This window comes from Collimonas rhizosphaerae (genome assembly GCF_038896935.1).
Lineage (GTDB): Bacteria > Pseudomonadota > Gammaproteobacteria > Burkholderiales > Burkholderiaceae_D > Collimonas > Collimonas rhizosphaerae.
On the sequence record NZ_JBANDC010000012.1, the window covers coordinates 110249 to 123593 of the forward strand.

Below are 13345 nucleotides of genomic sequence, written 5' to 3' on the forward strand. Positions count from 1 at the left end.
AAGCTGTATGCGTCCTCATAAAGGGAAGACGCCGATCGCGACACAGGTGATCGTCATGATGACCGAGGCCGTGAACAGGTATTTGAACGTGTATTTCTGGTGGTCGGCGAGATCGATGCCGGCCAGGCCCGCCACCAGGAAGGTGGCAGGCGTCAACGGGCTGACCGGGAAGCCGGTAGTCATCTGGCCCAGCAGCGCGGCCTGCGCCACGTGCAGCGGCTGCACGCCCAGCATATGGCCGACTTCGGCGATCACCGGCAGTACGCCGAAGTAGAAAGAGTCGGGATCGAACAGCATGGACAGCGGCATCGACAGCAGCCCGAGCACTACCGGGATATGCGAGGCCATCGAGGGCGGCACCAGGCCGACCGCCATCTTGGCCATGGCGCTCAGCATCCCGGATTTGCTCATGATGCCGGTGAACACGCCGGCGGCGAACAGGATGCTGGCCATCAGCAGGGCCGCCTTGGCGTGGGCGTCGATGCGGGCGCGCTGCATGTCGGCATTGCGGTAATTGACCATCAGCGCCAGCACCACGCCGATCATGAACATCACCACCGGATCGATTTTGCCGCTGATCATCACGCCCAGCACAAAAACGGTCAGCACGATATTGATCCAGAAATTCTGCGGACGGCGTATGCTTTTTTCCGCCTCGGACAATGCATGCGTATGGACGAAACCGGACGGCGCGCCCTTGGCCAAGCCGAGCCGCCGTTCCTCTTTCAGGCCGAGGTAGTAGGCCACCGAAAAAACGAATATCAGGCCGACCACCTGCACCGGGATCAAGGGCGTGAAAATCTCGCTGACCGGAATATGCAAGGCGGCGGAAGCGCGGATCATGGGGCCGGTCCATGGCAGGAAATTGACGCCGGCCGCCAGCGATGCGACGCAGGCCAGGATGCGCTTGTCGATGCCGAGCCGCGTGTACAGCGGCAGCATGGCCGGAATCGTCACCAGGAAGGTGACAGCGCCCGAACCGTCGAGGTGGATCAGCAGCGCCAGCAGCGCGGTGCCGGGCACGATGCGGGTAGGGCGGCTGCCGACGATGCGCAGGATGGCGGAGATGATCGGATCGAGCATGCCGGCATCGGTGACGATGCCGAAGAACAGGATCGCGAACACGAACATGCCGGCCACCGGCGCAATGCCGGTGATGCCGGAGACGATGAATTTGGAGGTCTCCAGGCCAAAGCCGCCGATCAGGGCGGCGATGATGGGGATTGCGATAAGCGCCACCAGGGGCGACATTTTTTTTGTCAGGATCGCCGCCAGCAGGGTGACGATGGTAATGAAGCCGAGTAATGCCAGCATGTTGTCTGTCTCCTATCCCTTGGATATTTTTATGGGAATACTTGTTATTGCTCTTGTTTTAAGCGCATTCTGGGAGCTGTGGTTTGTGCTGTAAAATGAATTTTTTCGATAGATTGATCGTTAAAACGGATTAATCGATGAAACTCAATATCTCCACCCGCTCGCTGCACGCCTTCCTGGCGCTGCAGGAATGCAAGCATTTCACCCACGCTGCGGAGCGCTGCTTCATGTCGCAATCGGCGTTCAGCGTCATGATCCAGAAACTGGAAGTGGCGGTGGGCGCCAAGCTGTTCGAGCGCGATACGCGCAACGTCACGCTGACCGCCGAGGGCGAACTGTTTGCGGAAGTGGCGCGTTCGCTGGTCAGCGATATCGAATCGGCATTTGCCGACATGAGCGACTACGCCGCCAGGCGCAAGGGCCGGGTGGCGATCGCCGCGCTGCCGTCGCTGGCGGCGAACGGCTTGCCGGCGGTGATTGCCGAATACAAGCGGGCCTATCCGGGAATTACGGTGCAGCTGTTCGACGCCTTGTCGGACCAGTGCCTGGCCATGCTGCGCCAGGGCAAGGCGGATATTGCCTTGACCGCGCCCGGTTCGGGCCTGACCGAATTCGATACCAAGACCTTGTGCAGCGATCCGTTTTACCTGGTGTGCCGCCAGGACCATGCGCTGGCCGGCAAGCGCCGCATCCGCCTGTCTGACCTGGGCGGCTGCGAGCTGATACACCTGGCGCGTTCGACCAGCGTGCGCCAGCATGTCGAGCTATTGTTGCGCGGCATTCCGGTGATGAATTCGGGGCTGGAAGTGGAGCATCTGGCGACGGTGGCGGGCTTGATCGAATCCGGCCTGGGCGTCAGCATCGTGCCGGAGCTGACCTTGTTCCAGTTTCGTCACATGGACCTGGTCAGCATCCCGATCGATGCGCAGGACATCGTGCGGCCTATCCTGATCGTGAAAAAGAAAGAGCGCTCTCTTTCGATTGCGGCGCAGGGCATGTCGGAACTGATTGAAAAGCGGCTGCGCAATATCGGCAGCCGCGCGGCGGGCCGGCGGCGTTAGCGCAGCTGCATGCCGAAGCGTTCGGTCCTCGGCATCCAGTTGCCCTTGATGTCGGCCGACACCAGCACCCGTTCAGCGCGCCCGATCAGCAACTCGCGCGGCACGAAACCGAAATGGCGGTAGTCGCCGCTGTTGTCGCGGTTATCGCCCAGCATCATGTAGTGGTCCTGCGGCACCGTGATCGGGCCGAAATTGCGCTCGGCGCTGACTTGCGGCAGCAGCTGGATGCGATGCTGTTCCGTTCCCATCTTTTCATTCAGGCGCAAGGCCACCAGAGCGCCGCCATGCTCCAGCGGTTCGGGCGCGCTGCCCAGCATGGCGTAGCTGGCTTGCTGGCCGTTGATGATCATCTTTTCATCGCGCATCTCGACAATGTCGCCGGGCAGGGCGATCACGCGCTTGATGAGCCGGGTATCGTCCAGCGGTGAAAAGAAAGTGACGATATCGCCGCGCTTCGGTTCGCCGAGGCGGCTGAGGACGATGTTGGTGAGCGGGACTTTCAGGTTGAATGCGAGGCGGTTGACGAACACCACATCGCCTTCCAGCAGGTTAGGGCGCATGGAACCGGAAGGGATCGGATTCCAGTCGGCGACCGCGGTGCGGAAAATCCCGAAAAGAAAAAGGAACAGCAGGAATCCCTTGTTGAGACGAATCCAGTTTTTCATTTCACTCCGCCTTTCAGTGACAACCCATGCCCATCAGCTAACGTACCCAATCCCGCAATCCGCACAGTATGCCACTTATTCCCCTGGCCATATTTCCCCACCCCCAACCTTGCCAGCCAGTTAATTAGGGTCAGAGTCGAATTGTTGAGCGGTCAACAATTCGACTCTGACCCTAATTAATAAGCGCGGTGGTTTAGGCTACGGGTAACTGCAGGATCTGGGCGGTTGTCATGATGTCGCCGAAGGTGTCGGCGATGGTTGCCAGCGATGCGCGGTGGAGTGCGGCGTGGGGCAGGACGGCGCCGTCGGCGGTGTCGAGGTCGCGGGTGGCGCAGGCGTCTTCGGCCACCAGCACCTGGTAGCCGAGGGGTACTGCGTCGCGTGCCGCGCCGGCGACGCAGGCGTGGGTCATCAGGCCGCTGATGATCAGGGTCTTGATGCCGGCTGCCTTGAGGCGGCTGTCGATGTCGGTGGTCGGGAACACGCTGACCGACGATTTTTGCAGCACGGTGTGGTGCGCGGCGGGCTGCAGTCCGTCATGGAATTGCACGGTGGTCCCGCCTTCGGCAAAAATCGGCGTGCCTGCCGGCGTGACATGCTGGACATGGAATACCGGGATGCCTGCTTGGTCGGCGAAGGCCGTAAGGCGTTGGGCGTTGCCGAGTGCGCGCGCGCCGTCGGGAATCGGCATCTTGCCGCTGAAGTATTCGTTTTGAAAGTCGATCACCAGCAGCGCGGTGCTGGCGGCTTCTATCTTGGCCGGTGCAGTTGCGCCGGCGATGGCGCGGATGGTTGGGTGGTGCATCTTGGAACTCCTGTGTGAATGGGCAGGATGGACGCCAATCGCTCATCCCTGCCTTTCCCCTGGCTCTCTGCAGCGAGCGTTGGAACAGGACGAAGTATCGGGTTTCAGGGTAATCGGCGAAAGTGTCCCGATAGACATAATGTGATAGGATCGGGCCATGTTGAAATTGGCCCAGAATTCCGCAACTGCTCCCGAGAAAATGCATACCGTGGCGGTGATCGCTTTCGAGGGCATCAGTCCTTTCCACCTGTCCGTGCCGTGCATGGTGTTCGGCGACGACCTGGCCAGGCTGGGCGTGCCGCGCTACCGCTTGCTGATATGCGGCGAGAAGGCGGGCCTGATTGCAACCATGTCGGGATTCGATATCGATGTGCGGCATGACCTGTCCGCGCTGGTGGAAGCCGACACCGTGATCGTGCCGGCCTGGCGCGATCCCGACGAGCGTCCGCCTGAAGCCTTGCTGCAGGCATTGCGCCAGGCGCACTTGCGCGGCGCCAGGGTGGTCGGTTTGTGCCTGGGGGCGTTTGTACTGGCCGAAGCCGGTTTGCTGGATGGCCGGGCGGCATCCACCCACTGGGTGTGGGCCGAGGATTTTGCCCGCAAGTACCCACGCGTCAAGCTGGACCAGAAAGTACTGTACGTCGACGATGGCGCTATCCTGACCTCGGCCGGCACCGCGGCGGCGATCGATTGCTGCCTGCATCTGCTGCGCCGCGACCACGGCGCCGACGTGGCCAACCGTATCGCCCGGCGCATGGTGGTGGCGCCGCATCGCAATGGCGGCCAGGCGCAGTACATCGAACAACCGCTGCCGGCAAGCGGCGGCAGCGACCAGCTTACGGTTACCCTGGACTGGGCCATCGAACACCTGGAACAGCCGCTGTGCCTGGATCTGCTGGCTGCGAAGGCCGCCATGAGCCGGCGCAATTTCACCCGCCGCTTCAAGATGAAAACCGGGACCACGGTATCGCAATGGCTGCTCAACCATCGCCTGGCGTCGGCGCAGCGGCTGCTGGAAACTTCCGACAAGGCGATAGACCGCATCGCCGAACTGGTCGGCTTCGGCTCCACCGTATCGCTGCGCCAGCATTTCACTGCCGCGTTCTCGGTTTCGCCCGCCGCCTACCGCAAACAATTCCGGCGCCAGTGAGGCGCCGCGCTTTGTACTATACAATTTGGCCTTCCTAGCCTCATCTACCTTCTATCAGCAGCGAAGCAATCCCAATGACAGACAATTCCGCAGCAACCCCCGATGCCCACGATGAAACCGCCGCCGGCGACCGGCTGATCCAGGAGCCGCGCCTGTGGTGCGACGACGGCTGGACCGCGCGCATCATCAAGAACGACGATGACGACGGCTGGGCGGTAGCGATGATCAAGGACGGCGAACCGGAACCGGCGCTGATCGGGCCCTGGACCATGGGCCGCGACAAGAAGAACCCGAAACCGCTGGATGCCTCGGCTTTCATCACGCTGGTCAAGACCGCCTCGGAGTTCGTGCGCCGGCACGAACAGCAGCTGCATGCCATGCTGCACAAGAGCATCGTGGTGGCCGCTGCTGAAACAACGCTCAATGTCACGCTCGACATCGTTCCCGACGACGATTTTCCCTATGCCTTGCTGACCGCCCACGATGCCGACGGCGAACAGCTGGCGCAGGTGCGGGTAGCGGCGACTTTCAAGCTTAGCGAAAGCAGCGCCGACGCCTGGGCGGCAAACGGATTCCGTACGCCGCATTGATCGCATCGCAAAAAAATGAGGGATAGTGCTTGGTGCGGTTTAAGTTAAACCTTATACTGGGTATTTATACAGTTTTGGTGAGTAATGCCGCACAAGCCATATCGTTTCCTGCTTCCCCTTTTACTTCTTGCTTCATCGGCTTTTGCCACAGATTGTCCCTCCCATTACGCCGCCGGCCGGGCGCCAGAAATCCTCAATGACAAGCTGGCGCGCCAGACCCAGGAATTGTGCTACCAGGCTTTCGCCGTCATGCATTCAGGGATCACGCGCACCCCGCTGTGGTCGGCCGAGCACCTGACGCGCAGCAATATCGACGCCGCCCGCACGCTGTCGCGCGAAAATTCGTTTCATCCCGAACCCGGCCTGCTGATCAGCGGCCGCGCCGAGCTGAAAGACTATGCGCGCTCCGGTTTCGACCGCGGCCACATGAGTCCCAACGGCGACATGGCGAACCGCACTTCGCAGTATGAAAGTTTCAGCCTGGCCAACATGATTCCGCAGAATCCGCAAAACAACCGCCATGTCTGGGCCGAAATCGAAAGCGCGGTGCGGCGGCTGGCGGAGAAAGACGGCGAGCTGTACGTGATTACCGGACCGGCCTTCCTCGGCCAGGACCTGCAAAAGATCGGCAATGTGCTGGTGCCGACTTATATCTACAAAGTGGTCTATAGTCCGAAGAGACAGCAGGCCGCCGCTTATTTCATCAAGAATGAAGATACGTCGCACTACCAGGCCTTGTCGGTGACGCAGCTGGAAAACACGTTGCGTATCGACCTGCTGCCCGGCGTGCCGAAGCGCATCAAGGACGTGGCGATGCCGTTGCCGGGCGCCGGAGCCGGCCAGCACGGCGCCAGGAATGCGCCTGAAAAAAGAGAGGAACCGGCAGCACAGATCAAGAAAATAGAGGCGGATTTGTTAACCAGGCTGTTCAACGACGCCTTGAAAATGTTCCTGAATTTCATCACAAACCTGATCCATAAAGGATGGTCGCATGTCTAAATTTATCCCGTTCGCCGACGAAAGCGCAACCCTCGCCATCGGCAAGCTGAACGTCGAGAATCGCCTGGACCGGGTCAGCCTGTTCGGCGATCTCGACCTGACCCTGGACCAGCGCGGGCTGGAGCAGGCCAAAACCCTGCAGTCGCTGCTGAACCAGGTAGTAGAGGCGATGGAGTCGCGCACCTTGCCCGAGGTGCTGGCTGCGGCGCCGGTGGTGAAGGTCAGCAATCCTTTTTGAATACTTCGGATAGCAGCTTGCCATTTCATGGTGAGCTGTGCACCAAAGCTGATCACCGTTCTAAGTGTTGTCAGTACAGTTCCTTAGAACAGCCAGTACAGTTTTACATGTAATTCAAAAGTGTATCTAATATCTGCGCTGGTATTTCGCAATAATCAAGCCATCCTGTTCCTTGCGGACGGTGCGCTGCCGTGAATGTCCTGTTTCGTCTTCGCTCTATCCGTTGTCGGCATCCTGCATGCAATGTGAGGCTGCATGGCGGGCGGTGAATACCGCGTATGGAAATATGCGAACGCAAGAAGAAAATACAAAAAATATAAAGCAGCAAGCAGCAGTCAACCAGGAGGAGACACCATGTTTTTCAGCAAGCATGTTCCACTGCAGGCGCGATCTCCCTGATCGTCATCGAGCATCTTTTTTTCATCGCTTTGCGATGATATCCACGTCGCGTTTACCCCTGTAAACACAACGTGTTTCAGCTCGTTCGCAAATAAATTTCCACCTTGTTCCACCATGGAATTTTTTCCGCCACAGGCACAGAACTTGCGTCAACGGCTATCGATGCAAGCTTTCAATGACTCGCCATTTCAGGAGATGTGAATATGATCAACCGTCGCGATTTTCTTAAGCTTTCCGCACTCGCCGCACCGGGCGCCTTGTCGTTTTCCGACGTGTTCGCGCAGTCGGATACGATCCAGTTTGCCTGCCCGGTGCCGATGTCCGGCCCGTTCGCGGCCAATGGAAAATACGCCGACATGGGCATGAAGCTGGTACTGCAAAAATATAACAAGGTGCTGGGCAAGAGCCTGAGCTACACGGCAATCGACACCGAAGGAAAACCGGCCACGGCAGTGCGCAAGGTGCAGGAAGCGATCGAAAAGGGTACGCATTTTTTTGCCGGCGGCATCCTCTCTTCAGAGTCGCTGGCGATGGGCAAGGAAGCGGAAAAAGCCAACAGCATTTTTGTCACCACCGCGGGCGCTGACGAAATCACCGGCAGCGAATGCAATCGCGCGACCTTCCGCTGGTCGGTGCCGACTTTCGGCGCGATCGAACAGACCGTGCGGCCGTTGCTGGACAAGCTGCCGAAGGCGAAACGCTGGTACACCATCACGCCGCAATATGTGTTCGGCGATGGTTTGCTGAACGCGGCCAAGGCGATCTTCAAGGAAAAGGGCATCGAGCACGTCGGCAACAGCTACCACTCGCTGGCCGAAAAAGAATTCAGCGGCTACCTGACTAACGCGATTGCGGCCAAGCCCGATGTGCTGCTGTTGCTGAATTTCGGTTCGCAGTCGTCCGACTCGCTGCGCCAGGCGGTCAGCTTCGGCATGAAAAACAATATGACCATCCTGATGGCCTGGGCTTCCGGCCTGGAGCAGTTCGAGGCGCTCGGCGCCGACATCTGCGATGGTGTGTATTTCGGTGCGCAGTACTGGCACGGCATAGATGCGCCCTTCAACAAGGAGTTCGTACAGTTCGTCAATACCAGCCTGAAGATCGATCCGAACTACAGCCTGGCCGGTTCATACATCTGCACCAAGATCATGCTGGACGCCATGGCCAAGGCGAACAGCACGGATCCGAAAGCGGTGATCGCGGCGATGGAAGGCATGAAATACGAAGGCCTGACCGGAACCGAGGAAATCCGCAAGGGCGACCACCAGGTGATCAAGAACTACTACCTGCTCAAGGGAAAACCGAAATCGAAGATGCGCAACAAGAACGATTATGCCGACATCGTTTCCTTCGGCAAGTCGTTCCTGCCGCTGGACAAGACCATGTGCAAGCTCGCCTGAAGACCTGCGGATCGCCGCTGCAGGCGCGCTTGCAGCGGTGTGGTGGCTCCGTCCGCTTACGAAGATTGAGGTTTCATGAATATATATCTGCTGCAAATAGTCAATGGCATTGGCATCGGCATGCTGTATTTCCTGCTGGCGGTGGGGTTGAGCATCGTGTTCGGCTTGCTGCGTTTCGTTAATTTCTCGCACGGCGCCTTTTTCCTGCTTGGCGCCTACCTGTGTTTTCAAATGGGCGAGATGGGCATGAGCTTCTGGTGGACGCTGCTGTTCGCGCCGCTGGCGGTCGGCCTGTTTGCCTGGCTGATGGAAAAATTCGCGCTGCGGCATATCTACCAGTTGCCGCACCACTTCCATATCCTGTTCACGGTCGGCCTGGCGCTGGTGCTGCAGGAAGCTGTGATTTCATACTGGGGGCCGCTGGGCAACAATATTTCGCCGCCGGACCTGCTGCAAGGGGTGGTCATCGTCGGCAATTTTGTCTATCCGAAATACCGCTTGTTCGTGATCGCTTTCACTGCGCTGATGGCCTTGCTGCTGTGGTGGGTGCTGGAAGGAACGCGGCTCGGTTCGATCGTGCGCGCCGGCAGTGAATCGACCGAGATGGTGGGATTGCTGGGCCTGAACATCGACCGCATCTTCAGCCTGGTGTTTGCGCTCGGCGCCGCCACTGCCGGTTTGGCCGGGGCGCTGGCGGGACCGATCCGCGGCGTCGAACCTTTCATGGGTGTGGAAGCGCTGGGCATTGCATTCGTGGTGGTAGTGATCGGCGGCCTCGGCAGTTTCTTCGGGGCGCTGGCCGGCGGCATCCTGGTCGGCGTGCTGCAAAGCCTGATGAGCACCATCTGGTCGGAAGGCGCGCACCTGACTATCTACATCGCCATGGCGGCAGTCATGCTGCTGCGTCCCAACGGCCTGTTCGGCCGGGCCAGCTGAGGATCCGGTCATGAAAAACCTCATGCATTTCCGCTTCACCTTGCTGGTGATCGCCACGGTCCTGATCCTGCCGCTGACGCTCAGCTCCGGCACGCTGGCGACTGAAGTTCTGATTTTTGCGCTGGCGGCGCTGGGCTGCAACCTGCTGCTAGGCTACACCGGGCTGATGTCGTTCGGCCAGGGAATTTTCCTCGGCATCGGCAGTTACGCTGCCGGACTGGTCCTGCTGCATCTCCATGTACAGCTGCTGCCGGCGCTGCTGATCGCGATGCTGGCGGGGGCGCTGGTTGCCTTGCTGGTGGGCTGGTTCTCGATCCGCCAGCGCGGCACGTATTTCGTGATGCTGACGCTGGCTTTCTCGCAGATGTTTTATTTCCTGGCCTACACCATGAAGGATGTCACCGGCGGCGACAACGGCTTGCTGAACATTCCCCGGCCGGACCTGAGCTTGTTCGGCGCCAAGCTGATGACGCTAGGCACGCCATGGCAATACTACAGCCTGGTCGCGGTCATCTTCGTGCTGGTGTTCTGGCTGTTGCAACGCATCGTCGATTCGGTGCTGGGCCGCACCTTGCTGGCAATACGCGACAATGAAACGCGCGCCGCCGCAGTCGGTTACGACGTCACCATGTTCAAGCTGGCGGCATTCGTGATCTCGGGCGCCGTCACCGGCCTGGCGGGCGGCCTGCATGCCGTGATGACCGGCATCGCACCATTGTCCAATATCGAATATCACGCCAGCGAATCGATCCTGGTGATGACCGTCATCGGCGGCGCCGGCAACCTGTTTGCTTCGGTGCTGGGGGCAGCGTTCTATGTCTTGGCCGGCAACTGGCTCTCCAGCCTGTGGCCGCGCTGGCTGATGCTGCTGGGTTTCTTGCTGATCGGCGTCAGCCTGTACATGCACAAGGGTTTGTACGGCGTGGCGCAATCGCTGCTGCAAAAATTCAAGCGCTCGCCCGGCGGCGCTGAACCGTTGAGCGGCAATCCGCTGAAGGAGAAATGAGCATGGCAGTTCCTATCCTCAAGGCGGTGAAGGTCACCAAACGCTATGGAAAATTCACCGCGGTCAACGGCGTGACGCTGGACATCATGCCAGGCACCGTGCATTCGGTGATAGGTCCCAACGGCGCCGGCAAGACCACGCTGTTCCATACGCTGACCGGCAGCACGCCGATCAGCGAAGGCAGCATCCTGGTGGAAGGCGAGGAAGTCTCGCACCTGCCCGGCTACAAGCGCGTGCGCAAGGGCCTGGCGCGCTCGTTCCAGGTGACCAGCCTGTTTCCCAACCTGAGCGTGCGCGAAAACCTGCGGCTGGCAGCGCAGGGAACCCGGCCGACGCAAGCATTCAATCCCTGGCGGCGCGCGGAATCGATGACCGCCGCTTGCGAACTCGCCGACAGCCTGCTGGCGCAGCTGAACCTGCACGGCGTGGCTGAGCGCATTACGGGCGAACTGTCGCACGGCCAGCAGCGCCGGCTGGAAGTCGGCATGGCGATGGCGGGGCGTCCCAAGGTAATCTTCCTGGATGAACCAACGTCCGGCATGGGCATCGATGATATCGCTGAAATGAAACGCCTGATCCACGGCCTGCGCGACAGCTACACCGTGCTGCTGATCGAACACAACATGGATATCGTGATGGACATTTCAGACAGCATCACGGTGATGCAGCAGGGCCAGGTCCTGGCCGAGGGCAAGCCCGATGTTATCCGCAGCGACGAGCGCGTGCGCCGTGCCTACCTCGGCAGCATGATTACCGGAGGCCGCGCATGATGCTCAGCGTCGAACAGATCCATAGCTACTACGGCAAAAGCCACATCCTGCAGGGCGTATCGCTCAACGTCGCGGAAGGCGAGGTGGTGACGCTGCTGGGCCGTAACGGCGCCGGCAAGACCACCACGCTCAAGAGCATCGTCGGCGTGCTGCGGCCGGCGCTGGGCAAGGTGCTGTTCCAGGGCGATAACCTGGCTGGCCTGGCGTCCTACAAGATCGCGGCGCGCGGCGTCTGCCTGGTGCCCGAGCACCGCGGCGTTTTCAAGCTGCTGACAGTGGAAGAAAACCTGACCATGGCGGCGCGGCGCGAATCGGCCTGGCAGCTGCAAGACATCTACAGGATTTTCCCGCGCCTGAAAGAACGGCGGAAGAACGGCGGCGGCCAGCTGTCGGGCGGCGAACAGCAGATGCTGGCGATCGGACGGGCCCTGATGACCCATCCCAAGGTGCTGATGCTGGACGAGCCGGTGGAAGGGCTGGCGCCGGTGATTGTCGATGAAATCGTGGCGCAGCTGAAACAGATCAAGGCCACCGGCATGTCGATCATCCTGGTCGAACAGAACCTGGAAGTCTGCACCCAGCTGGCGGACCGCCATTACATCCTGGAGCAGGGCAGCGTGGTGTACAGCGCCAGCAATGCCGGTTTCCTGGCGGACGACAATGCCAAGGACCGTTACCTGGGCGTCAACCTGGCGGCGTGACGGCGCCGGCATTATTGCAATTTCTGGAGCAAGCATGGACATGGAAACAGTTTCGGCAATCGATAACCTGCGCATAGACGGCGACCGCTTGTGGAAATCGCTGATGGAACTCGGCGCCATCGGCGCTACAAAAAAGGGCGGCGTATGCCGCCTGGCCTTGACCGACCTCGACAAGCAGGGACGCGACCTGGTCAGCGCCTGGGCCAGAAGCGAAGGCATGAGCGTTACGGTGGACCAGATCGGCAACATCTTCATGCGCCGGCCCGGCCGCAACAACGCGCTGCCGCCGGTGGTCACCGGTTCGCACATCGACACCCAGCCGACCGGCGGCAAGTTCGACGGCAACTACGGCGTGCTGGCCGGCATGGAAGTGGTGCGCACCCTGAACCAGCACCAGATAGAAACCGAAGCGCCAATTGAGGTGGCGGTCTGGACCAACGAAGAAGGCTCCCGTTTCGTGCCGGTGATGATGGGGTCAGGCGTATTTTGCGGCGCCTTTACCCTGGAGCATGCTTATGCGGCGACCGATACCGACGGCAAGAACGTCAAGGATGAACTGCAGCGCATCGGTTATATCGGCGCGCAGCGGAGCGGCGACCATCCGATAGGCGCGTATTACGAAGCGCATATCGAACAGGGACCGGTGCTGGAAAACGCCGATACCGTCATCGGCGTGGTGCCTGCGGTGCTGGGCCTGGCCTGGTACGACTGCACCGTCACCGGCTTCGAATCCCACGCAGGGCCGACGCCGATGGAAATCCGCAAGGATGCGCTGCAGGTGTCGACCTACATCATGCAGGAAGTGGTGGCGATCGCCAGGCGCTATCCGCCATATGGCCGCGGCACGGTGGGTGCGGTGCAGGTGTTGCCGAACAGCCGCAACGTGATTCCCGGCCAGGTCAAGTTTTCCATCGATTTGCGTAACGTCAGCGACGCGCTGCTGGATAGCATGAACGCCGACCTCGATGCCTATATCGTTAAAACCCGGGCCGCAACCGGCCTTGCCATAGAACTGCAGCGCGTCTCTTATTTTCCGCCTTGTCCATTCCACCCGGAGTGCGTGTCGCAGGTGCGTGAAGCGGCCGCCATGCTCGGCTACGCCACCATGGATGTGGTTTCCGGCGCCGGCCACGACGCCATCTACGCAGCGCGCGTGGCGCCGGCCGGCATGATCTTCGTGCCGTGCAAGGACGGCGTCAGCCACAACGAAATCGAAGACGCCAAGCCGGAACACCTGGAAGCCGGCGCCAATGTGCTGCTGCATGCGATGCTGGCCAGCGCCGTCGTCGTCAAATGAATCCAGAGGATAAG

15 protein-coding genes are annotated in these 13345 nt (G+C 60.4%); 11 read left to right on the top strand and 4 right to left on the bottom strand.

Features of this window, described 5'->3' with window-relative positions; translation table 11 throughout:
- Nucleotides 1–15: 15 nt before the first annotated feature.
- Nucleotides 16–1314, bottom strand: coding sequence for a CitMHS family transporter (locus V8G57_RS17515; protein ID WP_342830461.1), 1299 nt, complete (start codon nt 1312–1314; stop codon nt 16–18).
- 137 nt (nt 1315–1451) lie between these two features.
- On the opposite strand from V8G57_RS17515, the gene V8G57_RS17520 reads away from it, so the two are divergent.
- A complete protein-coding gene (locus V8G57_RS17520) occupies nt 1452–2375 on the top strand; it encodes a LysR family transcriptional regulator (RefSeq protein WP_342830462.1) in 924 nt (307 codons plus the stop codon).
- On the opposite strand, the gene lepB is transcribed toward V8G57_RS17520, so the two are convergent.
- Entirely contained in the window at nt 2372–3040 is a 669-nt protein-coding gene (lepB, locus tag V8G57_RS17525) for a signal peptidase I (RefSeq protein ID WP_342830463.1), read from the bottom strand. The two genes, V8G57_RS17520 and lepB, sit on opposite strands and share 4 nt — an antisense overlap.
- Before the next feature lie 193 nt (nt 3041–3233).
- Nucleotides 3234–3845: a cysteine hydrolase family protein gene (locus V8G57_RS17530; RefSeq protein WP_342830465.1), complete on the bottom strand. Its 612-nt coding sequence runs from the start codon at nt 3843–3845 to the stop codon at nt 3234–3236.
- A 199-nt stretch (nt 3846–4044) separates the two neighbouring features.
- Here V8G57_RS17530 and V8G57_RS17535 point away from each other — a divergent pair, with 199 nt between their 5' ends.
- The 4 genes from V8G57_RS17535 to V8G57_RS17550 all read left to right on the top strand — a co-directional run bounded on the left by V8G57_RS17535 (nt 4045) and on the right by V8G57_RS17550 (nt 6822).
- Nucleotides 4045–4995, top strand: coding sequence for a GlxA family transcriptional regulator (locus V8G57_RS17535; protein WP_342830505.1), 951 nt, complete (start codon nt 4045–4047; stop codon nt 4993–4995).
- Nucleotides 4996–5069: 74 nt separating this feature from the next.
- The gene (locus V8G57_RS17540; protein ID WP_342830466.1) at nt 5070–5585 is read left to right on the top strand and encodes a hypothetical protein; all 516 of its coding nucleotides are present in this window, start codon (nt 5070–5072) and stop codon (nt 5583–5585) included.
- A gap of 84 nt (nt 5586–5669) precedes the next feature.
- On the top strand, nt 5670–6584 hold the full coding sequence (locus V8G57_RS17545; RefSeq protein ID WP_342830468.1) for a DNA/RNA non-specific endonuclease: 915 nt from the start codon (nt 5670–5672) through the stop codon (nt 6582–6584).
- Nucleotides 6577–6822 carry a hypothetical protein gene (locus tag V8G57_RS17550; RefSeq protein ID WP_342830469.1) on the top strand — a complete coding sequence of 82 codons (246 nt, stop codon included), beginning with the start codon at nt 6577–6579 and terminating at the stop codon, nt 6820–6822. The genes V8G57_RS17545 and V8G57_RS17550 overlap by 8 nt, the downstream gene beginning before the upstream one ends.
- A 335-nt stretch (nt 6823–7157) precedes the next feature.
- Here the strand turns inward: V8G57_RS17550 and V8G57_RS17555 are convergent, their stop codons facing one another.
- A complete protein-coding gene (locus V8G57_RS17555) occupies nt 7158–7337 on the bottom strand; it encodes a hypothetical protein (RefSeq protein ID WP_342830470.1) in 180 nt (59 codons plus the stop codon).
- 87 nt (nt 7338–7424) lie between these two features.
- Between V8G57_RS17555 and V8G57_RS17560 the strand changes: the two genes are divergently transcribed.
- The 6 genes from V8G57_RS17560 (at nt 7425) to V8G57_RS17585 (ending at nt 13331) form a co-directional block, all read left to right on the top strand.
- Nucleotides 7425–8621: an ABC transporter substrate-binding protein gene (locus V8G57_RS17560; protein WP_342830471.1), complete on the top strand. Its 1197-nt coding sequence runs from the start codon at nt 7425–7427 to the stop codon at nt 8619–8621.
- A 75-nt stretch (nt 8622–8696) separates the two neighbouring features.
- The gene (locus tag V8G57_RS17565) at nt 8697–9557 is read left to right on the top strand and encodes a branched-chain amino acid ABC transporter permease (protein WP_092400281.1); all 861 of its coding nucleotides are present in this window, start codon (nt 8697–8699) and stop codon (nt 9555–9557) included.
- 10 nt (nt 9558–9567) lie between these two features.
- Complete coding sequence (locus V8G57_RS17570; RefSeq protein WP_342830472.1) at nt 9568–10563, top strand: branched-chain amino acid ABC transporter permease; 996 nt, start codon at nt 9568–9570, stop codon at nt 10561–10563.
- Nucleotides 10564–10565: 2 nt separating this feature from the next.
- Nucleotides 10566–11333, top strand: coding sequence for an ABC transporter ATP-binding protein (locus tag V8G57_RS17575; protein ID WP_092400285.1), 768 nt, complete (start codon nt 10566–10568; stop codon nt 11331–11333).
- A complete protein-coding gene (locus V8G57_RS17580; protein ID WP_342830473.1) occupies nt 11330–12034 on the top strand; it encodes an ABC transporter ATP-binding protein in 705 nt (234 codons plus the stop codon). Before V8G57_RS17575 ends, V8G57_RS17580 begins: the two co-directional genes overlap by 4 nt.
- A gap of 40 nt (nt 12035–12074) precedes the next feature.
- Complete coding sequence (locus V8G57_RS17585) at nt 12075–13331, top strand: Zn-dependent hydrolase (protein ID WP_371326617.1); 1257 nt, start codon at nt 12075–12077, stop codon at nt 13329–13331.
- The last annotated feature ends 14 nt before the right edge of the window (nt 13332–13345 follow it).

Bases quoted from the DNA above. Each gene is read 5' to 3' on its own strand.
- V8G57_RS17535 (WP_342830505.1), top strand. From the start codon at position 4,045: ATGCATACCGTGGCGGTGATCGCTTTCGAGGGCATCAGTCCTTTCCAC.
- V8G57_RS17555 (WP_342830470.1), bottom strand. From the start codon at position 7,337: ATGGTGGAACAAGGTGGAAATTTATTTGCGAACGAGCTGAAACACGTT.
- lepB (WP_342830463.1), bottom strand. From the start codon at position 3,040: ATGAAAAACTGGATTCGTCTCAACAAGGGATTCCTGCTGTTCCTTTTT.
- V8G57_RS17575 (WP_092400285.1), top strand. From the start codon at position 10,566: ATGGCAGTTCCTATCCTCAAGGCGGTGAAGGTCACCAAACGCTATGGA.
- V8G57_RS17540 (WP_342830466.1), top strand. From the start codon at position 5,070: ATGACAGACAATTCCGCAGCAACCCCCGATGCCCACGATGAAACCGCC.
- V8G57_RS17550 (WP_342830469.1), top strand. From the start codon at position 6,577: ATGTCTAAATTTATCCCGTTCGCCGACGAAAGCGCAACCCTCGCCATC.
- V8G57_RS17580 (WP_342830473.1), top strand. From the start codon at position 11,330: ATGATGCTCAGCGTCGAACAGATCCATAGCTACTACGGCAAAAGCCAC.
- V8G57_RS17560 (WP_342830471.1), top strand. From the start codon at position 7,425: ATGATCAACCGTCGCGATTTTCTTAAGCTTTCCGCACTCGCCGCACCG.
- V8G57_RS17585 (WP_371326617.1), top strand. From the start codon at position 12,075: ATGGAAACAGTTTCGGCAATCGATAACCTGCGCATAGACGGCGACCGC.
- V8G57_RS17570 (WP_342830472.1), top strand. From the start codon at position 9,568: ATGAAAAACCTCATGCATTTCCGCTTCACCTTGCTGGTGATCGCCACG.
- V8G57_RS17530 (WP_342830465.1), bottom strand. From the start codon at position 3,845: ATGCACCACCCAACCATCCGCGCCATCGCCGGCGCAACTGCACCGGCC.
- V8G57_RS17545 (WP_342830468.1), top strand. From the start codon at position 5,670: ATGCCGCACAAGCCATATCGTTTCCTGCTTCCCCTTTTACTTCTTGCT.
- V8G57_RS17520 (WP_342830462.1), top strand. From the start codon at position 1,452: ATGAAACTCAATATCTCCACCCGCTCGCTGCACGCCTTCCTGGCGCTG.
- V8G57_RS17515 (WP_342830461.1), bottom strand. From the start codon at position 1,314: ATGCTGGCATTACTCGGCTTCATTACCATCGTCACCCTGCTGGCGGCG.
- V8G57_RS17565 (WP_092400281.1), top strand. From the start codon at position 8,697: ATGAATATATATCTGCTGCAAATAGTCAATGGCATTGGCATCGGCATG.